Origin of the sequence: Vibrio rumoiensis 1S-45, assembly GCF_000286955.2 — a bacterium.
GTDB lineage: Bacteria > Pseudomonadota > Gammaproteobacteria > Enterobacterales > Vibrionaceae > Vibrio > Vibrio rumoiensis_A.
This window is the reverse complement of record NZ_AJYK02000083.1, coordinates 1-21,668: the sequence shown is the minus strand read 5'-3', so window position 1 is coordinate 21,668 and position 21,668 is coordinate 1. Positions and strand designations below refer to the sequence as shown.

Here is a 21,668-nt window from a genome sequence, read left to right as displayed (position 1 = left end):
AGTTGTGCATTTAAACACTCATTTAGACTCTGAGAGTCAAATATTACCTTCTACTTGGTTAAGACAGAATCAATGTTATGTACTCAATCAAGATACTTCACCTCGTATTGATTTTAAAAAACAAGTTGAAGCTTATTGTCTTTCAGTTAGTAATACTCTAAGTGCTGCAGATTTATATGCGGAAACATTGACACCATTATCTAGTGAAAATGAAAGAGTTAGGGTCGCAAAATGGTATGCAATAGGTTTGGATTATTCTGCTAGTTTCCCATATTGGGTTGGAGTCAATTTTCAGAAACTCGATGAATATACTAGATACCTCTATATTAAAACATTGGTTGAAACTGGTCATACAGAGAAAGCAGATGAACTATGGATAGCGGCTAACTTTGAGAAAGAAAATGATCAATGGTGGTTACTTGGTGCTAAAATTGCGGATGATTCAGGTGATCATGAATTAATGTATCAACGCTTAAAAGAAGGTTTTTTGGTTTCTCGTTCTACCGATATAGTAACTAAGTTAGGGCGTTATTATGATAGGTTAGGACAAACTGATGAACTGAGAGACTTAGTTTATGAAGTTCTAAAAAGAGATAAAACAGGCGATATAAGTAGTGAATTAGCATATGTAATGGGGCTCAGATATACAGATCTAGCTGAAATATTGTTGGCCCATGCTTACCAATATCCTAAATATCAATATGATGTGATTTTTCTTTCTAAGTATGCCAGTGTTACTGAAAGTAATGGTCAATTGCGTCAGGCAAAGTCGCTTTATGAGGGGGCTATTGATCAAATTTATTCGTCGGCCCCATTGACAGAATCACAGCAAACGCAATTAGGTTACTTACAACAATCACATAAAAATATTGATTTAGGATGGAAGTTTACGGTTGCAGGGTGGTTAGGAAAAAGCCGTGTTCAGACAGTTCCAGGCTTCACATCTACAAAAGGTAATTTCTTTTTATATGAAGAAGGGGTATACACATTTGAAGATAGTTGGATACCTCGTAGTGGTATCAGTATATCCAGTTTACAAGCTGGTTTAACTGATAACGAGTCTGCTGACAATATAGGTATAGAAGTCGATTTTGCCTATTACGTGAAACTTTTTGATTTTCATAACACGAACATAAAGCTTGGTGTGAAACAATCAGTGACGGGCGGTATTGACTATACTCGACCTTATTTGCGACTTAGTTCAGATGTATTCTCGAATGATGACTGGAGTAAAAGTTGGAAAACTAGCCAGAAATATTGGTTTTATCAAAATTTATATTTAGATGGCTTACTCTATTTAAATTCGGATGATAAGTATTCACTTTATGGACGATATGAGGTGGGGGAAACTTTTAAGACTGTTGAGAACAACTTACAGCGACTTACACCTTATGTTTTTACTCAATGGAGCAGCAGTCAATTAGAAAGTTACGATCAAACTGATTTGCTTGCTGGTCTCGGTGTCAGTTGGTCATGGGAGTGGTCTCAAACACATTATGATGGTTATAAAGTTAGCACCGAGGTAGGTTTAGAATGGCAACATCTTATCGACAGCAATACAGATTCAGATTCAAACGATTCTATATTATTACGCTTTTCATCTTACTTCTAATTGGATGCCAACATAAAATAAATCCTGTGAATAGTGGTGCTTTTTATCAACCATTGAATCAGGATTTATCAATATCCAATAAGCAATGGACACAGTTTTCGTCTCAACTTAATGATGAAAATATTAGAAATGTGGTTAGTCAATGGAGTCGATATGGTAATGAAAAATTTGGCGGTAATACAGGTTGGTTGAGTAAGCGATTTGAAATTATGATGAATAATGGTCTTGTTTTATGGTTCGGTTTGTATTCCGATCCGGATTATTTCAAAGCCATTCATAGTGATATCCGTCAACAAGAAAGTTACCTAATGCAGTACTTTGTTATTATGAAAGATGAATATCAATATTGGCAGCCATGGTTAACAAAGAATGCTTCAAGTATTGAGGGGTTGTATTTTCCGTTAGAGTTAAGTGATTATGATTTTTCAACGCAGGCTCAACGTGATCAACTAAATAATATTCTTTCTTCTCAATTACAATATTATCAGCATCCAATTATGATTAGCCTGTATATGTCAGGTACGATTAGTCCTACTGAAATGGCGGAATGGATTCAACAATTAATTAATATTGGGTTATATGTTTTTGTACAAGATGGTGCAGGAACAGGAAGTTTAGATGATAATCTACGTTTAGAGTACTTGGATTTTTTAGGATGTAATGTTGGTAAAATTGTTGAAATCTTTAAGCAGAAGCAAGAAAGTAATGTTTTTGCAGCAAGTAAATTAACTCTGGATGAATATCGTCAGCTAAGAAAAATGAAAATTTGTAATACTTCTGTACTTTTTTCTTTGAGGTATTTACCCATAAGCAACAATCCATTAGAACTAGTTAACTAATGGATATTTTGTTGATTTCAACAGAGTATTATTCCAATGAACAATTACTACAGGTCTTTGAATCGTCGGTGTAGTGGTTTGATTGTAAACATCCCCCCTAAAAAAGCTGGCATTGTTATATTGGCAAATAAAAGCTACCCAAATACGGAAAGGGTTAAAGCGGCATACACCATATTAGGTTCGGTTATCAATCAATAATGGACTATAAAAGCCACTCATTATTTTAGGTGAGTGGTTTTTACCTGTTATAAAGAACGCACCGCTCGTGATGCTTGATCATAAAAGCCTGACAAGGTGCGCATCAAAGTGGCGACATCACCCAGTTGATCGTTAATGTTCATCGTTTTGAGTGCTTCGACTAGGCACTGCTCCCTTACATCTCGGTAATGATTGCAAAACGCCTCACCGTTAGGGGTTATGTTATAAAAAGTGTCTTTTCCTTGCCTTACACTGGTGACTAATTCAAGTTTTGCGAGCTTCCTTACTGAGTAAGATACCGTATGAAGATCATCAATGTTGAGAGTAAAGGCGACATCGGCAATACGCTTTGGTCGGTTGCGATGATAAATATTATGCACCACTAGAATATCCAGTGGGCTTAATTCAGACATGCCAGATGTTGTACTGCACGATTGCATCCAACGCTGAAAGGCATTGTTCATCATGGTTAAAGCATACTCAAATTCGCTTAATGTCATTGCCTCATTGCTGGCTAAATGTGAAGAGGACACAATAGGCATATGTCCGCTTTGGCCTTGTTTTTCAGTCATACTTTATCCTTGAGTCATGGTCGTTGGTAGCCAAGTGACGATTTCAGGAAATAGGGTGATTACCACCACTGCTGCCATTAATAGAAAGAAGAAGGGTAAGGCTGCTTTGGCAACATAAAGTATATTTTTACCGGTTAAGCTTTGAATAACAAACAAATTAAAGCCTACGGGTGGGGTAATTTGAGACATCTCGACCACTAATACGATGTAGATCCCAAACCACAAAGGGTCAATACCTGCTTGCATCACCATCGGTAATACGACAGAGGTTGTCAGTACCACTACCGATATACCATCTAAAAAGCAGCCTAGAATTACAAATAAAATCGTTAGAAAAAATAACAACATATAAGGCGATAGCTGCATGATGGCGATTTGTTCTGCGAGCATTCTTGGTAGCCCTATAAATCCCATAGCAACGGTTAAAAATGCTGCTCCTGCGAGAATAAACAAAATCATACAAGAAGTTTTCACTGCGCCAAGTAAGCTGCTTTTGAAAGTGTCCCACGTTAAGCTTCGGCTAGTAATGGCTAAAATTAATGACCCAAGTACACCGAATGATGCGGCTTCTGTTGGCGTTGTGATACCGGCGTAAATCGAGCCTAAAACAAACACCACTAAACAGGCGACAGGGATCAGTTTAAGCAGGGCTTGGAATTTGGTTGCTGTTGAATAGTAGGTATCATCCACTGGCATACGAGTTTTATTTTTGATAGACCAAAAAATGGTATACCCAATAAACATCAAAATGAGCATCATGCCAGGTAGTGCCCCTGCGATAAACAAGCGACTTATGGATACTTCGGCAGAGACACCGTACACAATTAAAATAATAGAAGGCGGGATCAGCAGGCCTAAAGTGCCAGAACCGGCTAAAGTTCCGATTGCCATTTGATCGTCATATCCTTTACGTTTGAGTTCAGGCAGCGTCATTTTACCAATGGTTGCAGCAGTGGCTGCCGATGAACCAGAGACGGCAGCAAACATGCCACAGCTTAGAATATTGACGTGTAATAAAGCACCAGGTACACGGCTTAACCAAGGCGTTAAACCTTCAAAGAGATCTTTGGATAAGCGGGTGCGAAATAAAATCTCACCCATCCAAATGAAAAGAGGGAGTGCGGCAAGAGACCAATCTGACACCGTTCCCCATGTGGTTGTAGCATAGATCAAGCCAAAGGAATCATTACCGATTAATAACATACCTACGGCGGCAACTGAAATAAGCGATAACGCAACCCATGTTCCACTTGCCAGAAGGGTAAATAAAACAATTAATAATATGACACCAATCGACAACTCATTCATGGTCTTTCCCTTGCGTTGATGGCATTTCAATGGCGCTGGATTCAGCGAGCGCTTCTTCTTCTGATTTTGTATTGGTGTTTTAAACAACCAACTGCAAATCGTGCTATCGATCACCGAGATAGCAAAGATAAAAGCACCAACAGACATTGGCAGTTGGACTGCCCATAAAGGCATTGGGATATAACCAGAAGTAACTTCTTCGAATACCCAAGATTCCCAAACCATATACACCAGTTGATAAGCAAGATAACTGACTAAAAATGCAGCCAAGGTTAACACGCCACGATCAACCCATAACAAGGTGCTTTTTGACAAGCGGGAAGTCAACAAACTTACTCGAATATGCGTACCACTGCGAAAGGCATAAGCGAGCGCAAGAAAGCTAGACGAAGCCAATAAATAACCGGCAAAATCATCACTGGATGGGATGACAATACCGAGCCATCGTCCGAGCACTCTTGCAAGGATCACAAGGCAAATAAGCACAATGCTTAGCCCAGAGATCACTCCTGCACTTAAATAAATCCTGTCTAACATGGCACGCATAATCGAATCCCTACTTTTCATGCATTGAACGTGATGAGCGATGTTTAATGCGTTTTGCATTATGAAACCACTCGGGCATAAGGTGATTGCAATATGCCTTTATTGCTGTTTTTGATAAGCAGCAAGTACCGCTTTGTCTTCAGCGTTCGCTTCTTCAGCCCATTCTTTTGTCATTACATCGCCGACCGCTTTTAATGAAGTCATTAACTGCGCGCTTGGTTTCGCGACATTAATGCCTTTATCTGCGAGCATTTGAGTTTTTTCAGAGTTTTCCTGGATAGCCATTTCCCAACCGCGAGCTTCTGCTTTTTCAGACATGCTGATTAGTGCACTTTGAACTTCTTTAGGTAAACGTTTAAAAGCGCGTTTATTCACAATCACCATGTTTTTAGGGATCCAAGCTTGAACGTCGGTGTAATTTTTTAAGTAATCCCAAGATTGGCTGCTTACACCTGTGGTTGGAGAAGTGATCATCATATCAATGATGCCAGTAGAAAAAGCTTGTGGGATCTCTACCGTTTGAACTGTCGTCGGTGTTGCACCTAATAAGATGGATAATCGAGATAGCGTAGGGCTATAAGCTCGCATTTTTCCGCCTTTTAGATCGTCAATGTTATTGATTGGGTTTTTGCTATAAATGCCTTGAGGTGGCCAAGGAACAGAGTAAAGAAGCATCATGCCATCTTTATCTAACTTACTTTCTAACGTTGATTTTGACGCGGCATATAAGGCTTTTGCTTGATCAAAATTGGTGGCTAAAAAAGGAATATTGTCGAGCTTATAAATAGGGTCACTGTTACCCAGAATCCCAATAAATACCTCACCAATAGGAACTTGTTGGGTGCGAACGGCTCGGGCTATCTCAGTGTGCTTAATAAGTGACGCGCCTGAGTGCACAACAATTTCTAGCTCACCATCGGTGGCTTCTTTTACATCTTTGGCAAATTGAATCACGTTCTGAGTGTGGTGGGTTGCATCAACATAAGGTGTAGCCATGTCCCAACGGGTCGCGGCAAAGGTAGAGATGCTTGTTAACATGGCTACTGAAATGAGTGATTTCTGAAATAAGCCATTGGTTAATATTGATTTTATCATTGCTTTTTCCTCTATTGTCTTTCCATGAACAAAATTAAACATCTTGTAAGTGTTGCGATTATTGAGCTGACGAAGAGAGGTAATTCTGAATTTCAAATGATGCCATCAGCGTTCAATTTTTATTTAATCGTTGATTAGTATTCACACCATAACTAGATTTAAACAAATTGACAACATTTTAAAAACGAATAGGATACAAATTACATCCACTTTATTTTTAGTGGTTGATTTTCATTCATTAACGACATGCTGAATAAGGAGTGAAGCCATGAAACTCAATTGTGACCTTGGTGAAAGCTATGGAATTTGGGCGCTAGGACGAGACGAAGCCGTTATGCCTTACATCGATATGGCGAATATTGCTTGTGGCTTTCACGCTTCCGACCCTGATGTAATGGCTAAGACGGTACAGTCGGCTTTGAAGCATGACGTGCTCATAGGTGCTCACCCTGGTTATGACGATAAAAAAGGATTTGGTCGTCGCTCTATTTCTCATACACACAATGAGTTAAAGCATTTAGTTATGTATCAAATTGGCGCGATGGAGGGTATTTGTCGGCTTTATGGGGGAGAGATGGCTTATGTAAAACCGCATGGCGCGTTGTATAACGATATGATGGCTAATGAAGCGGTCTACCGAGCTATAATTGAAGCTATTTCACAGTCTAACCTTAATATTCCATTGATGATTCTAGCGCAAGTCGATAACGTTACTTACCAAGAGATCGCTCAACAAAACGGCGTATCATTGTTATTTGAAGCCTTTGCTGACCGTGCTTATGATTCGCAAGGGTATCTTGTCTCACGGCAAGTTGAAGGATCGGTTTATCATGATGAGCAAAAAATCATCGATCAAGTGATTCAATTAGTAGAAAAAGGCACAGTGACCACTCTTGATGGGCAAGAGATCGCACTAAAAGCCGATACCGTTTGTGTGCATGGTGATAACGATAAATCAATTGAAATTATAGGTCGTTTAAGGAAATCGTTAAGTTAATTCATTCGAAATCAATAAAAGCGAATCGGTAACGAACGAGGTATTTAAAGTGAATAAAAAGAAAGTGATACAAGCGAATAATCAAAACAATACCCAACGAGTGGTTCGCCTTTCTGAAACGCATTTAATGGTGTATGTTGACGATAATATTGATATCACTCATGCCCCGAAGTTAGCCTTGTTATGTGAAAAGATTAAACATACCTTTCCAGAGCTGATTGAGATTATTCCTTCCTATACCAGCATTATGATTGAGTTTCATCCGCTCCACACTCAAGTTGCTAAGCTTGAAGTATTCCTTAGGTCGTTACTTGTAGAATTTGAAAAATTACAACCCACTTTGAAACAACAATTAATTCAATTGCCCGTTTACTATCACCCTGATGTCGCTCCCGATTTAGAAGCCTTGGCGAAAACGCATGAAATTGATATTGCCGATGTGATTCAAATACACAGCGAAATGGAATATACCGTGTGTGCGATAGGTTTTGCTCCGGGATTTGCTTTTTTAGGTGCGGTTGATGAGCGGATTGTTACGGCTCGACACGCGGAACCTCGCCTTAATGTGGTAAAAGGCAGCGTCGGAATTGCTGATCAACAAACGGCAGTGTACCCAGCAGACTCACCCGGAGGTTGGCAGATTATTGGTAATTGCCCCATTGATTTATTCAACCCCGCAGCTAACCCTATGACACCTTTTAAAGTAGGAGATAAAGTGCGATTTGTGCCAATTGACCGAGAAAGGTTTATTGAATTAGGCGGAATAGAATCCGCAAACAAGAATGAACAGAGAGAGGCAATGACACCTAGCGAACAAGTAAAGCATGAGGTCAAATTATGAATGCGTTACAAGTGCTTTCGCCGGGAGTGCTTTCTTTAATTCAAGATCTTGGTCGGCAAGGTGTTGGGCATTTAGGATTAAGTGGTGGTGGTCCAGCCGATTTACATGCATTTTGTTGGGCGAATCGCTTGTTGGGGAATCCAACCAATGCAGCTGCGATAGAAATTACGTTAGGGCAAGTCTCCTTTAAAGCACAATGTGATGTCATGTTGTCACTCACTGGTGCGGATATGCCAGCCAGTATTGATGGTATGAATCTAGGTAATTGGCGTTCCTTTGAAATGAAAAAAGGACAAGTATTAAAGCTTGGCTATGCTCGTAAAGGGTTGAGATCTTACCTTGCGGTACAAGGTGGCGTTGATGCGCCGAGCGTGTATGGAAGCTGCGCCACCGTGGTTCGTAATCAACTTGGTGGATTGGCTGATTCTCAAGGGAGAGCATTACAAAAAGGCGATAGTATCCCTATCAATAACTCACCGGAAAGCACGCTAGAGCCACAGTTCGTTCCGCCTAGATTCATTCCCAATTACCCACAAGATGTACAGATTGGTGTGTTTGAAACGTATCAGCACGATGCCTTTACTCAAACGCAGAAAAGGGAATTTTATTCGAACGCTTACACCGTGAGTGACAAGCTTGACCGGATGGGTATTCGTTTACAAGGCAATGCAATTTATCCTGCTAGCGATGGCATTATATCAGAAGGAATTGCGCCGGGTTCTATCCAGTTTCCTTCTAATGGGCAGCCGATTATTCTCGCGTCCGATCGCCAAACATTAGGCGGTTATCCAAAAATAGGTTGTGTATCCAAAATAGGCTTAATGCGTTTAGCACAAGCAAGACCGGGTACTACATTGCATTTCTATCCAGCGGATATTGAAGAAGAGACCACAAAGTATTGTGAATTTTTACGTTTCTTTGGGATTTAATTCGCTCTATGAGAGCGTTTGGCCATGATATTTTAATTAACAATGCCGGATCGAATCGGTCAGATAAGTAAGGCGGCGAGTTTTTAGATTGAAATGGTGTCGCCTAAATGCAGCTTAATTATCTATAATAAGAAAGAGTGCTCGGTGATATGAACTGATGTTTAAGTAGTTTGCTAGCATTTTAGTTTGCAGAATGCTGATAAGGGTTGTAAAAAGTGATGGCAACACCAGTAAAAACCTCACGTATCAGTGAAAATGTAGCTTAAATATGAAGCGTTCCCAAGTGACCAATTTTAGATTTTTACCCAAGGCATAAAGAAATGTATTTGATTGATAAGCAAACGGATGGCTGATAAATCGCAAGCAACCGTTGAAATCGTGGTTTTTATTCCGGAACAATGTTCACCGTTGGATTTGTCTTCCGTGGTAGAGCCTTTTGAATTAACCAATAAACAATTAGGTTATGAAAAATATCAGCTGCGTTACGCCTCTCAAAAACAAGGCCAATTGTCGATTTCTTCCTATTTAACCTTATCGGTTGATTATACGTTTAATGACGAGTTTGATTGCGATGTGTTGATTATTTTGAATCAATATAAACCCAGTGCGCCATTGCCTCAATCGGTTAAAAAGCGCCTTCAAGATCTCTATCAACAAAAAAATATTGAGATATTTGCAGGCTATGCTGGTGTATTTTGGTTGGCCGAAAGTGGTTTGTTAGCCAAAGGTACGAGCGCGCTTCATTGGTCGATGATGGATGAGTTTAATGATGCATTTTCTCAATTAGATATTTCCGTCAATTTATATGAAAGCCTCAACCGGATCACGACCTGCTCTGGGCGTGTTGCGATGCTAGATTGCATGATCAATTGGTTAGAAACGCAAGAAAGCCGCGAATTGGTGCATGCTTTATCTGAACAGTTGTGTATGGACAGGATACGCCCTGCTAATGAAAGGCAAAATATCCCAAGCAATCATCTTGGTGGTGATTTGCAGCCACGCTTAACCATGTCGATTGAGCGGATGGAAAGTAATATTGAAGAGCCGTTATCGATGGATGAAATTGCTGATTCTGTCAATATATCGCGCCGTCAATTGGAGCGCTTGTTTAAACGTTACCTAAATTGTATGCCTGCAAAATATTACTTTCAGTTACGCTTGAAGAAAGCGCGTCAGCTGTTGCTCAACACCAACAAATCAATCATTCAAATTGGTTTATGTTGTGGCTTTTCAAGCGGGCCGCATTTTTCCAGTGCCTATAAAACGTTTTATGGACTGACTCCTAGGGAAGAACGAACCGCGTTATTTAATGTCAAAGAATAGTTACGGCAAGAGGCTTACTGGGGAGTCGTCGGCGAGCGTGAATAAAAGCAAAAGTGTGATGAAAAGCGGCAGTAGGCGGTGGAATATATAAATCCTTGTCAGAAATCTATATTTCTTCTGGAACAAACTCATTTATTCTGATGTGAATTCATCATGGATAGCGAGGATATTATGAGCAAGCACACCACAGTTCGAGAAGATTTCGACCGTTATATGATCCCAATGTATTCACCGGCAAGCTTTATTCCTGTGAGTGGAGAGGGTTCCAGCATTTATGATCAAGATGGTAAGCACTACATCGACTTTGCTGGTGGTATTGCTGTTAATGCCCTTGGCCATGCGAACCGCGACCTGCAACAAGCGCTTGTTGAGCAAGCTTCAAAACTTTGGCACACCGGTAATGGTTATACCAATGAACCAGTGCTTGCATTGGCCAAGCAACTGGTTGAAAGCACCTTTGCTGATAAAGTGTTTTTTTGTAACTCTGGGGCTGAAGCAAACGAAGCCTCGTTAAAATTAGCTCGAAAGTACGCGTTAGATCATTTTGGCGAAGGTAAGAACGAGATCATCGCTTTTAACAACGCTTTCCATGGTCGTACACTCTTTACCGTTAGTGCGGGTGGTCAGCCTAAATATTCTCAAGATTTCTCGCCATTACCGGGTGGTATTCATCACGTACCGTTTAATGATCTCGACGCTGTAAAAGCGACTATTTCTCATAAAACGTGCGCCATTATTGTTGAGCCTGTGCAAGGTGAAGGCGGCGTTATCCCTGCAGATCCTGCTTTCTTACAAGGCTTACGTGATTTGTGTGATGAACATAATGCCTTACTCATTTTTGATGAGGTACAAACAGGGATTGGTCGTACTGGCCACCTCTATGCCTATATGAGTTATGGCGTGACGCCAGACGTGCTATCGACGGCTAAAGCGCTTGGTGGTGGTTTCCCGATTGGCGGCATTTTAACAACCGATAAATATGCGACCGCTCTACCCATCGGTAGTCATGGCACCACGTATGGCGGGAATCCGCTTGCATCAGCCGTGGCAGGAAAAGCATTAAGTATTATTAACGATGACGCATTTTTACAAGGCGTAGCAACAAGACACGACCAATTTGTTAGTGCGCTCACTAAAATTAACCAAGATCTTGATGTGTTTAGTGATATTCGCGGTAGCGGCTTATTGATTGGTTGTGAGCTAAAATCAGAATATGCAGGGCAAGCAAAAACGATCAGTAATTTAGCGGCAGAAGAAGGCTTGATGGCCTTAATCGCAGGTCCGAATGTGGTTCGTGTTGCGCCCGCATTGAACATTTCAACGGATGAGATAGAGCAAGGAATGCAACGCTTGCATTCGGCGCTTAAACGATTTTTAAAGAGGTAACAACATCGTGATTCTATTACGACCTGCCAAACTCAGTGATATTGGACAGATTGAACGCATTGCACACGAGAGTGGTGACTTGGTTTGTACCTTGCCCAATCAGCGTGAACATCTGTTGAACAAAATTGAGCGTTCAATTGCTTCGTTTGAGCAGGAAGTATGGAGTCCCGGACAAGAATTGTATTTCTTTGTGTTAGAAGAAAGCATGACAGGGCAAATTTTAGGTACGGGAGCCATTAATGCATTGGCAGGCTTTCGTGAACCTTTTTATGCCTTTCGCAACGATATTTTAATCCATTCCTCTCGTGAGCTGAAAATTCATAATCGCATTCATGCCCTCACTTTAACGCACGATTTAAGTGACCATTCGCAGTTAAGTTCTTTCTTTATTGTGCCTTCACTGAAAACGACTGATTACCCAACGTTAATCACTCTTGGTCGCTTGTTGTTTATGTCGGTTCAACCGCAGCGTTTTACGAATGAATGGATGGCAGTGATGCCTGGTGTGGCTGATTCCAAAGGCCATGCGCCATTTTGGGAACATGTTGGACGTAAATTTTTCGGTATCGATTATAGCCAAGTAGAGTATTACAACGGCACGCGAGACAAAACGTTTGTTGCCGAATTAATGCCGCATTACCCGTTATATGTGCCACTTATTGATGGTCGAGCGCAAGAAGTCATGGGGCAAGTACACCCGGATGCAGAACTGCAATTTAGCCTTCTCACCGAGCAAGGTTTTGAAGCAGACAAGTACGTTGAGATTTTTGATGCAGGCCCAATTGTGACCGCGTCACCCAATGTATTGCCGATTTGGCGACAACATAAAGAAGTGGGCATAAAACTGTGCACCACGAAGGATGATTTTGAACGTTTATTAATTGGTGCACAAACGGAACGAGGATTTTGTGCGGTGATTGCTAACGGTAAATTAACTGAAGATGAAGTGTGGGTTGAAGCTTCTACATTAGAGCAGCTTGGGTTAAATGGCGTGGATGACCAAACCTTATCAACCATTTGGTGTTTCTCATTACCGAGCGCTATTTCTAAATGATTGTTATTGAAACCCACGATACCCCAAGCAGACACTAGACACTTCAAGTTGAAAGAGTAGATTCATCAAATTCATGCAGTAAAAGGACATTAACATGATGATAATTCGACCGGTTCGTGAAGATGACCGAGCCGCCATTGTAGAGTTAGCCAGTAAAACCGGAGTGGGTTTTACCTCTTTGCCAACCAATGAAAGTCGAGTGCAAGAGCGTATTGAACGTATGCTTAAAACTTGGAATAAAGAAGCATCACCGGCAGAAGAAGGTTATTTGTTTGTTTTAGAAGATACCAAGCTAAACAAAGTGGTGGGCGTCAGTGGTGTGGAAGTAGCGATTGGTTTGGATGAACCTTGGTATAACTACCGAGTCGGCACTTTGGTTCATGCCTCAAAAGAACTCAGCGTGTATAGCCGCATGCCGACCTTATTCCTTACCAACGACCATACAGGTTACAGTGAATTGTGTACCTTATTCTTAGACCCAGATTATCGCCATAGTCAAAATGGTTATTTGTTGTCGAAAGCCAGATTCTTATTTATGGCGGCCTTCCAAGATTGTTTCTCTGAAAGGTTGATTGCGGAAATGCGCGGTTTTTCAGATGAACAAGGGCGCTCACCATTTTGGGAGAGCCTAGGTCGACACTTTTTTAGTATGGATTTTGCCGAGGCTGATCATTTATCTGGCATGGGCAAAAAATCGTTTATTGCCGAGTTAATGCCTAAGCATCCTTTGTATGTTGATTTTCTTTCCCAAGAAGCACGCGATGTGATTGGCAAGGTACATCCTCATACCGAACCGGCAGCAGCTATCTTAAATAGTGAAGGCATGAAATATGAAGGTTGTGTCGATATTTTTGATGCAGGCCCAACCCTAGAAGCACATGTGTGTGACATTCGCGCAGTCAGAGAAAGCCAAACGTGGCCGGTGATGATCGACGATGCGCTTGAAAATAGCGCGAATGACAACGCACCAGTTTATGTACTCGCCAATGAACGTTATACCGATTTCCGTGCGGTGCTTGCTAAAGCATCGTTTGATAACCATTCCATTTGCATACCAAGTGATATCGCCAAAGCATTAGGCGTGAACAGCGGTGACACCATTCGCGCCGTGACTTTATTTCCAGAGGAGAAAGCATAATGTCTCATCCAAATTTATTGATTAATGGCCAGTGGTGCCAAGCACAAGGTGAAGTATTCACTAAAACAAACCCAGCCAATAATCAAACACTATGGCAAGGAAATGAAGCGACACAACAAGATGTCGATAATGCGATTAGTGCCGCGCGTAACGTATTTCCAACATGGGCAAGAACTTCGTTAGAAGAGCGAATTACTTTGCTGGAACGTTTCTCTCAACTGCTCGATAAAAACAAATCTAAATTGGCAGAAGTCATTTCTCAAGAAACGGGTAAACCCCATTGGGAAGCTTTAACCGAAGTGGGCGCAATGGTGGGCAAAGTGGCCATTTCCATTAAGTCATTTCATGAGCGTACTGGTACAAAATCAACCGACATGCCGGATGGTCAAGCGGTACTACGCCATCGACCACATGGCGTGTTAGCGGTTTTCGGACCATATAACTTCCCGGGGCATTTACCGAATGGACATATTGTTCCTGCTTTACTGGCGGGTAACACCATTGTGTTTAAACCGAGTGAGCTAACGCCTTGGACGGCAGAAGAAACCTTGAAATTATGGCAAGAAGCGGGTTTACCTGAAGGGGTTATTAACCTAGTTCAAGGTGGTCGCACGACAGGTGAAGCTTTAGCCTCTCATGCTGGTACTGACGGATTGTTATTTACTGGCAGTGCAAACACAGGTTACCACTTGCATCGTCAATTGGCTGGTCAGCCAGAGAAGATTTTAGCGTTAGAAATGGGCGGAAATAATGCGCTTATTATAGAAGACATTGCCGACATGGACGCAGCGGTTCATCTTACCATTCAATCGGCCTTCATTTCTGCTGGTCAACGCTGTACTTGTGCGCGTCGCTTGTTAGTGAAAGAAGGGCAACAAGGCGATGAATTTATTCAACGTTTAGTTGCGGTGACCAAAGATATTCAAGTGGGTGAATGGAACGCCGATCCTGCACCATTCATGGGGAGTGTGATTTCTCAAACCGCTGCCAAACAACTTTTAGCAGCGCAAGATGCCTTGGTGAAGCAAGGGGGACAATCATTATTAACCATGACTCAGATCCACCCAGATCGCGCGTTAATGTCACCGGGTATTATTGATATTACCCATGTGAAAGATAGCCCAGATGAAGAATATTTTGGCCCATTATTGAGCATTATTCGTTATCAAGATTTTGATCAAGCATTAACAATTGCCAATAATACTCGCTTTGGCTTGGCGCTTGGGCTTATCTCACCACATCGCGAACATTATGACCGTTTATTGATTGAAGCGAGAGCTGGTATTGTTAACTGGAACAAGCAGTTAACAGGTGCATCCAGTGCAGCTCCATTTGGTGGGGTTGGCGCTTCAGGCAATCACAGAGCAAGTGCTTATTACGCAGCAGATTATTGTGCATGGCCGATGGCTTCATTAGAAAGTGAAGAGATCGCTTTACCAGCAAGCCTGTCTCCAGGTTTAACCTTTGCAACTAAAGACGCAGAATAATCAGATCAAATTATTAGGAGCTTATGATGAAAGCCTATGAAGTTAATTTTGATGGTCTAGTGGGATTAACGCACCATTATGCAGGCTTGTCGTACGGCAATGTGGCATCAACCAGCAACAAAAGCGTGACGGCCAATCCTCAACTGGCGGCAAAGCAAGGTTTAGCTAAGATGAAAGCCTTGAGTGATATGGGCTTTAAGCAAGCAGTATTGCCTCCACAAGAGCGCCCGCATGTAGAAGTGTTAAGACAATTGGGCTTTGATGGCACAGATGCACAAGTGCTTGCCGCGGTTTCAAAGCAAGCGCCTCATTTGCTGTCGGCAGTGAGTTCGGCCTCTTCGATGTGGACAGCGAACGCCGCGACCATGTCACCGTCATCAGACAGTGTCGATGGTCGAGCGCATTTTACGGTTGCGAACTTAAATAATAAGTTTCACCGTGCCATTGAAGCAGATACCACCAGCGCGACATTGCGTTCTATTTTCAGTAATGACCGTTACTTTGTACACCACGATGCCTTGCCGCAACAATCGGTCATGGGCGATGAAGGCGCAGCCAATCATAACCGCTTATGTGCAGATTATGGGAGTGCCGGTGTACAAGTGTTTGTTTATGGTCGCCAAGCCTTTGGTGGAACGGTCGAACCTGTGCGTTATCCTGCGCGTCAAACGCGAGAAGCCAGCGAGGCGGTTGCTCGTTTACACCAGCTTTCTGCGGATAAAACTGTTTTTGTGCAACAAAACCCTGATGTTATCGATCAAGGCGTATTTCATAATGATGTTATCGCCGTCAGCAATGGCAACGTATTGTTCCATCATGAACAAGCGTTTTTAAACCAAAGTGCTGCATTGAGTGAAATAAGTGAAAAATTAGCGAAGCAGAATGCCGATTTTATGTCGATTGAAGTGCCAACTAACCGTGTATCGGTTGACGATGCGGTAAGAACGTATCTTTTCAACAGCCAATTATTGACGAAACCAGACGGTAAAATGTTGCTGATTGTGCCAGAAGAATCACGCCAGAACCCTCAAGTTTGGTCGTATTTAAGCGAGCTGATTGCAAGCGGTGGCCCAATCAATGAAGTGAAAGTGTTTGATCTACGTGAAAGTATGCGTAACGGCGGTGGACCTGCGTGTTTACGTCAAAGAGTGGTACTTACCGAAGAAGAGTTGCAAGCAGTCGCTCCGGGCGTGTTAATGAACGATCACTTATTCACTACGCTTAATAGTTGGGTGGATCGTTTCTATCGAGATCGCTTGGTTGAAAGTGATTTAGCCGACCCTCAATTACTGGTTGAAAATCGCCAAGCGCTTGATGAATTAACGCAGATAATGGGTTTAGGCTGTATTTATCCTTTCCAAAAGTAATAAGAAATAAAAAAGTAGGCGTGTATGTTTGATTTCCTAAGCACCACTTTGAGTCGTCGTCAGCCAGAACAACAATCTGGCGAAACTAATCAATTGATGTGGCAATGGTTAGAAGAGGGCGTGTTGCTTCTTGAGCCCATTCTTCTTGAAGCGATGCATCTTGAAACACAGTCTGTTGCAAATCGTGATGTACAAGATCAACCATTAGACAGTGTTCTACTGTCGGTTGGTGTGCATGGAAATGAAACCGCGCCTATTGAAATATTAAATCGCATTGTGAGTGACTTGATGAGTGGTGATTTAACTCTGAAAGTTCGCTTACTGGTGATGATTGGTAACATCGATGCCATGATCAAAGGAGAGCGTTATCTCGAACTTGATCTTAATCGCTTGTTTAGCAATCAACAGTTCAGTGGACAACATGCAAAATTTACCGATTGCGCAGAAACTCAAAGAGCAAAACAATTAGAAGGGATCGTGTCCTCCTTTTTTGACCAAGCGGAAAATGGGCGTCGTTTTCATTTTGATATGCACACCGCTATTCGAGGATCGCATCACCAGCGTTTTGCATTATTGCCTTATAAAGAAAGCACAACAGGCCAAGCACAAGGCGTATACAGTCGGACTATGTTTGATTGGTTAGGTTCTGCTGGAATCGACGCCGTGGTTGTTAATCAAGCCCCGAGCGGAACGTTTTCTTATTTCTCAAGCCATTATTGTTTAGCCGACAGTTGCACTCTTGAATTAGGCAAAGCTAAGCCGTTTGGTGAGAATGATTTAAACCAGTTTGAAGGGATTAACCTAGGCGTCAGGAATATGATCAGCCAAGGTATGCCACTCAATCATGATGAGTCGAACACCTCATGCGTTAAAGTCTACCAAGTGACTCAGCAACTGACCAAATTAACCGAAGATTTCCAACTTAACTTCAATGATGAGGTGAAGAACTTTACGTCTTTTCAATACGGTGAAGTGCTCGCGCAAGATGGTAAAGTGACTTACCAAGTGGAGCAGCCACAAGAATGGGTATTGTTCCCCAACGCCAAGGTGAGGCCGGGTTTAAGGGCGGGGTTAATGCTGGTTCAAGTGAATAAAGAGACTTTGTTTTAACTTTTAAGTATATCTTTCTGACTTAAGAGGCCGTTTTGTTGGCTACGTGCATTACCCCAATCGCATAAGAAAACGATTGGGGTTTCGCTAGAGTTAACGCGTGTTAAGTGATTTTTAGGCTGGTATTTCACCGGTCTTATTATCTAAAGAGCGAACATGAAAAACATAGCCAACTAAGCTTAAAAGCACTTGAGCTGCTAATATGCTTGTGGTTTTTGTAGAATCATAATCAGGAGCCACTTCGCATAAGTCGATACCCACGACATTGCCTTTGTGCGTGATCCCTTGTAATACTTCCATCATTTCATAGTAAAAGAACCTACCATGACTTTTATCAACGGAATCAAGGTGCGCATCAATTTGAATGTGTTGATGTTGTCTGAATAAAGGTATGAATGTTAACGCTTTTATATTTTATAAGTGATATTTAAATTGAAAAGTTACTATATACAAACCTTTCGTTCGGTGTATTTTCAATACATCTATGAAAGCAAGGAGTTACTTTAGTATATTTGCTTTGTAATAACAGGTTTTATTCTTGAGGGCTATTACGTTGTGGTAGAGAGATTTAAAAAAACCAAGGTGAATAGTCACCTTGGTTTCTTTGGGATGAAACAGTGGTTATTAATATGTCGGTATTAACAATCAGTATCGTCAGCGTTTAAGCCTTCTTTGACATCTTCGCATTTGTCTTCAATTGCATTGCCAGCATCAGTTGCAGCGTCATTCATTTTGTCTGCAGCATCATCGGCTTTATCAGACATAGAATCACCCATGTCATTCATTTTATCAGCCGCATCGTCAGCATGATCAGACATGCTATCGCTCATCTCATTCATTTTATCGCCAACTTGATCAGATGCATCAGCAGCGGACTCTTTTACATCGGCTGCCATATCATTGACTTTTTGACCTGCGTCATCCGCCATTTGCTGTGTTTTTTCAACTGCACTATCAACTTTACTCTCAGCTTTGTCTGATGAGTTATTGTCACAAGCTGCCAGAGCTAGCGCGAAAAATGATGCCACTGCGAATGGTTTCAACCAATTTTTGTTAGTCATATTCACTCCTGATTGTTTATGAATAAGGAAAAAGAACCTTAAAATTTTTTATAAATATGGTGTACCAATTAACTGTAGCTGATAAATAAAAAATTACGATGATAAGTTGATGAATTTAACCACTTTATAACAAGCCATGACAGTGAGTTTACTTGAGCTTCGCTATTTGTCTTCAATTGCACGATAAACATACAAAAGGCATAATAACTGTAAGTGTTTGTGCTTGTGTTACTCAGGTACAATACGCCATCATTGTTTAAAATCTTGCTGTAGGGAATATCATGAGTCAGTTTGTTGTATGTGCTTTATATAAGTTTGTTGAGCTTGAAGATCATCAGTTGCTACAACAACCATTGCTTGATCTAATGGAGCAGCATCGTATTCGAGGTACCTTATTATTAGCGCATGAAGGCATCAATGGTACAGTGGCATCAACTCGTCAAGGTATCGATGCTTTATTAGCGTGGTTTAACAACGACTCTCGCTTATCCAACATCAGCCATAAAGAATCCTTTCATCAAGACATGCCGTTTAACCGATCTAAAGTGAAACTGAAAAAAGAAATCGTCACTATGGGAGTGGAAGGTATCGACCCTAAACATGTGGTGGGTACTTATGTTAAGCCAACAGAATGGAACAGTTTAATATCCGATCCTGAAGTGTTTGTTGTCGATACCCGCAACGATTATGAAATTGAATTAGGCACATTCCAACGCGCAGTGAACCCACAAACCGACACTTTCCGTGAATTCCCAAATTATGTGAAAGAGAACCTTGATCCTGAAAAGCATAAAAAAGTTGCCATGTTCTGTACCGGTGGGATCCGTTGCGAGAAATCGACCGCTTACTTAAAAGAGCAAGGCTTTGATGAGGTGTATCACCTTGAAGGTGGCATTTTGAAATACTTAGAGGAAGTGCCACAAGAAGAAAGCTTATGGGAAGGTGACTGCTATGTGTTTGATGGCCGAGTCGCCGTGAATCACAGTTTACAAAAAAGTGAATACGAATTGTGTAACGCTTGCCGCTTGCCGATTACCGATGAAGACAAACAAAGCGAACAGTTTGAAGCTGGTGTAAGCTGCCCTAAATGTTTCGGAACACATAATGAAGAACAAATTGAACGATTCCGAGAGCGTGAAAAGCAAGTTCAATTAGCTAAAGAACGCGGCGAAACCCATGTGGGTGGTGATGCAGTAAAACTGATGGAACAAAAACGCCAAGAGAAATTACAAAAGAAAGCTGTGCAGAGACAGACAAAACGATAATTACATTTTAATGTACTACTAAATTGTGGTTGAAAAAGGAAAGCTCGGACTTAGGTTCGGGCTTTTTTGGTTTTGCATCTCAGGCTATTTTGGCTTGTCTTTTTAAGATCCAAGTGATCATTTGGGATTATTCCTACATATACCTGTCATGAATGGGTGGTAAACTCCACATATAAATTATGGATATTGTGCGGTGCTTTGATATCTACACCATCGAGTTTTCTGGTAATAAAGCAATCAAAATAGATCAACTCAAATAGAGTTACTTATTACAGGAGGTAGAAATCTCAATGGCGGTGAAAAAGTACTTGATGGCTTTGCGCAGACCAAGGATTACTTAGATACCCTGCCAACCGAGCAAGCGGAAGCGGCTTTGGTTGCCATCTCAGTATTAACTTTAGGCCCGACGAAAACCATTTTAGATGTAGGAAAATCAACGGTTGCTGATACCGTGATAGGCGATACCTTAAAAGAATTAAATACTGGTATAGCCAAACATGTTGTTGCTGGGGTTGAAGGGGTAACGGTTGAAAGCCATGAGAAGAATTTAGAACTAGAATCACAATATGTAGAAAATGGTTGGTCGACACGTTTTCAAGAGGGAGCTGAATTTGGTGTTAATCTAGCAGGGATCGGTGTAGGAATTGGTGCTAGCTCAAAGTCACCTCATTTAATTAACAAAGAACTAGCTAATGTAGATGAACGATTACCTGATTTTTATGTAAAACCTAACGGTGATGTAATACCTAGTATTGGCTATCGAGTGACTGGTGGGGAATCAAATTTGAAAGAAATCCAAACAGGTACGATCTCTTCTAGAGACCCTACTTATATCACATTTGATAACATTACAGAAATGTCAGCTAAACAAGCAAAAGATTTCCTACAACTTCCTCATGAACCAAGCCATGCGGTGGAATTTAGTACGAAACAAATTTTAGATGATATTCATATCCCTAATGGGAGGTGGAATACGGATAATATTCCAGAACCAATTACGGCAACATTTCCTGAGTGGGGAGCTGGTGGAGGCACTCAAGCAATAACCAATAGCCCTATAGAAGTAAATCCAAATAAAGTTGTGGAGTTGAAAAATGAATAGTCTTTACTCGATGAAGATTTTGAACGAAATAGAAAGATATATTTCAACTAAGCACCCAGAGAGAATTGAGGAATTTAGAGGAATCTCTAACGTCATGTCAAATAAAAATATTTATCTGTGGATTGATACAAATATCAATAAAACAGAGGAGCTAAACGAATTAATGAAAGATTATTTTTTTAGTATACATTAATTTGTGAGAACAGCTTATACGCCAATGGCGATATGCATGACACCCTTCAAGACGAAGCCAACACTGTTGGGCATGAAATGCAGCATTACTTGGATGATAAAGCTGGCACAACCGCGGGCAATGAGACCGCTAAACAAAATCTAGAATACTTTGCTGATACCATGGGCAATGCTACCGAAGATTTTCTGAGCTTTAACTACGGCAACTTAATCGATACCACCTTTGGCGGTGATATCAATCATACC

At 41.3% G+C, this 21,668-nt stretch carries 20 protein-coding genes and 1 pseudogene; 15 read left to right on the top strand and 6 right to left on the bottom strand.

All coding sequences use genetic code 11. The features are described 5' to 3' along the window. Together A1QC_RS11845 and A1QC_RS11840 are read left to right on the top strand one after the other, a co-directional pair. Nucleotides 1-1,612 (top strand): NfrA family protein (locus tag A1QC_RS11845; protein ID WP_017026535.1); only part of this gene is annotated, 1,612 nt, incomplete at its 5' end. 26 nt (nt 1,613-1,638) lie between these two features. Continuing rightward, nucleotides 1,639-2,451, top strand: coding sequence for a DUF4434 domain-containing protein (locus A1QC_RS11840; protein WP_017026534.1), 813 nt, complete (start codon nt 1,639-1,641; stop codon nt 2,449-2,451). Nucleotides 2,452-2,696: 245 nt separating this feature from the next. Here A1QC_RS11840 and A1QC_RS11835 read toward each other — a convergent pair whose 3' ends face one another. The 4 genes and pseudogenes from A1QC_RS11835 to A1QC_RS11825 form a co-directional block, all read right to left on the bottom strand. Further along, a complete protein-coding gene (locus A1QC_RS11835; RefSeq protein ID WP_017026533.1) occupies nt 2,697-3,221 on the bottom strand; it encodes a winged helix DNA-binding protein in 525 nt (174 codons plus the stop codon). Between the two features lie 3 nt (nt 3,222-3,224). Next, a complete protein-coding gene (locus tag A1QC_RS11830) occupies nt 3,225-4,529 on the bottom strand; it encodes a TRAP transporter large permease (RefSeq protein WP_026026008.1) in 1,305 nt (434 codons plus the stop codon). A 147-nt stretch (nt 4,530-4,676) separates the two neighbouring features. Further along, nucleotides 4,677-5,066, bottom strand: a pseudogene (locus A1QC_RS15850) (TRAP transporter small permease subunit); the annotation flags it as partial. 108 nt (nt 5,067-5,174) lie between these two features. After that, nucleotides 5,175-6,170, bottom strand: a complete 996-nt coding sequence (locus A1QC_RS11825; RefSeq protein ID WP_017026531.1) for a TRAP transporter substrate-binding protein — start codon at nt 6,168-6,170, stop codon at nt 5,175-5,177. Between the two features lie 268 nt (nt 6,171-6,438). On the opposite strand from A1QC_RS11825, the gene A1QC_RS11820 reads away from it, so the two are divergent. From A1QC_RS11820 to astE, 10 genes are all read left to right on the top strand, one after another. After that, nucleotides 6,439-7,167, top strand: a complete 729-nt coding sequence (locus tag A1QC_RS11820; RefSeq protein WP_017026530.1) for a 5-oxoprolinase subunit PxpA — start codon at nt 6,439-6,441, stop codon at nt 7,165-7,167. 49 nt (nt 7,168-7,216) lie between these two features. Next, nucleotides 7,217-8,008, top strand: a complete 792-nt coding sequence (gene pxpB / locus A1QC_RS11815; protein WP_017026529.1) for a 5-oxoprolinase subunit PxpB — start codon at nt 7,217-7,219, stop codon at nt 8,006-8,008. Continuing rightward, nucleotides 8,005-8,937 carry a biotin-dependent carboxyltransferase family protein gene (locus A1QC_RS11810; RefSeq protein ID WP_017026528.1) on the top strand — a complete coding sequence of 311 codons (933 nt, stop codon included), beginning with the start codon at nt 8,005-8,007 and terminating at the stop codon, nt 8,935-8,937. Before pxpB ends, A1QC_RS11810 begins: the two co-directional genes overlap by 4 nt. A 345-nt stretch (nt 8,938-9,282) precedes the next feature. Further along, nucleotides 9,283-10,260 (top strand): GlxA family transcriptional regulator, encoded by a 978-nt coding sequence (locus tag A1QC_RS11805; RefSeq protein ID WP_017026527.1) that lies wholly within the window; start codon nt 9,283-9,285, stop codon nt 10,258-10,260. A 171-nt stretch (nt 10,261-10,431) separates the two neighbouring features. Continuing rightward, nucleotides 10,432-11,646 (top strand): bifunctional succinylornithine transaminase/acetylornithine transaminase, encoded by a 1,215-nt coding sequence (locus tag A1QC_RS11800; RefSeq protein ID WP_017026526.1) that lies wholly within the window; start codon nt 10,432-10,434, stop codon nt 11,644-11,646. Nucleotides 11,647-11,653: 7 nt separating this feature from the next. Continuing rightward, nucleotides 11,654-12,700, top strand: coding sequence for an arginine N-succinyltransferase (locus tag A1QC_RS11795; RefSeq protein WP_017026525.1), 1,047 nt, complete (start codon nt 11,654-11,656; stop codon nt 12,698-12,700). A gap of 94 nt (nt 12,701-12,794) precedes the next feature. Beyond that, on the top strand, nt 12,795-13,838 hold the full coding sequence (gene astA, locus A1QC_RS11790; protein WP_017026524.1) for an arginine N-succinyltransferase: 1,044 nt from the start codon (nt 12,795-12,797) through the stop codon (nt 13,836-13,838). Then, nucleotides 13,838-15,325 (top strand): succinylglutamate-semialdehyde dehydrogenase, encoded by a 1,488-nt coding sequence (gene astD, locus A1QC_RS11785; RefSeq protein ID WP_017026523.1) that lies wholly within the window; start codon nt 13,838-13,840, stop codon nt 15,323-15,325. The genes astA and astD overlap by 1 nt, the downstream gene beginning before the upstream one ends. A gap of 26 nt (nt 15,326-15,351) precedes the next feature. Beyond that, nucleotides 15,352-16,692 (top strand): N-succinylarginine dihydrolase, encoded by a 1,341-nt coding sequence (astB, locus tag A1QC_RS11780; protein WP_017026522.1) that lies wholly within the window; start codon nt 15,352-15,354, stop codon nt 16,690-16,692. Nucleotides 16,693-16,716: 24 nt separating this feature from the next. Continuing rightward, a complete protein-coding gene (astE, locus tag A1QC_RS11775) occupies nt 16,717-17,802 on the top strand; it encodes a succinylglutamate desuccinylase (protein WP_017026521.1) in 1,086 nt (361 codons plus the stop codon). A 114-nt stretch (nt 17,803-17,916) separates the two neighbouring features. On the opposite strand, the gene A1QC_RS11770 is transcribed toward astE, so the two are convergent. Together A1QC_RS11770 and A1QC_RS11765 are read right to left on the bottom strand one after the other, a co-directional pair. Continuing rightward, complete coding sequence (locus A1QC_RS11770) at nt 17,917-18,105, bottom strand: arginase family protein (protein WP_084021885.1); 189 nt, start codon at nt 18,103-18,105, stop codon at nt 17,917-17,919. A 335-nt stretch (nt 18,106-18,440) separates the two neighbouring features. Beyond that, on the bottom strand, nt 18,441-18,863 hold the full coding sequence (locus tag A1QC_RS11765) for a hypothetical protein (RefSeq protein WP_017026519.1): 423 nt from the start codon (nt 18,861-18,863) through the stop codon (nt 18,441-18,443). A gap of 281 nt (nt 18,864-19,144) precedes the next feature. Between A1QC_RS11765 and A1QC_RS11760 the strand changes: the two genes are divergently transcribed. From A1QC_RS11760 to A1QC_RS11745, 3 genes are all read left to right on the top strand, one after another. After that, a complete protein-coding gene (locus A1QC_RS11760; protein WP_017026518.1) occupies nt 19,145-20,128 on the top strand; it encodes a rhodanese-related sulfurtransferase in 984 nt (327 codons plus the stop codon). A gap of 373 nt (nt 20,129-20,501) precedes the next feature. After that, nucleotides 20,502-21,230: a hypothetical protein gene (locus tag A1QC_RS15470; protein WP_017026517.1), complete on the top strand. Its 729-nt coding sequence runs from the start codon at nt 20,502-20,504 to the stop codon at nt 21,228-21,230. 225 nt (nt 21,231-21,455) lie between these two features. After that, the coding region (locus tag A1QC_RS11745) for a hypothetical protein (RefSeq protein WP_039836828.1) at nt 21,456-21,668 on the top strand (213 nt) is incomplete at its 3' end.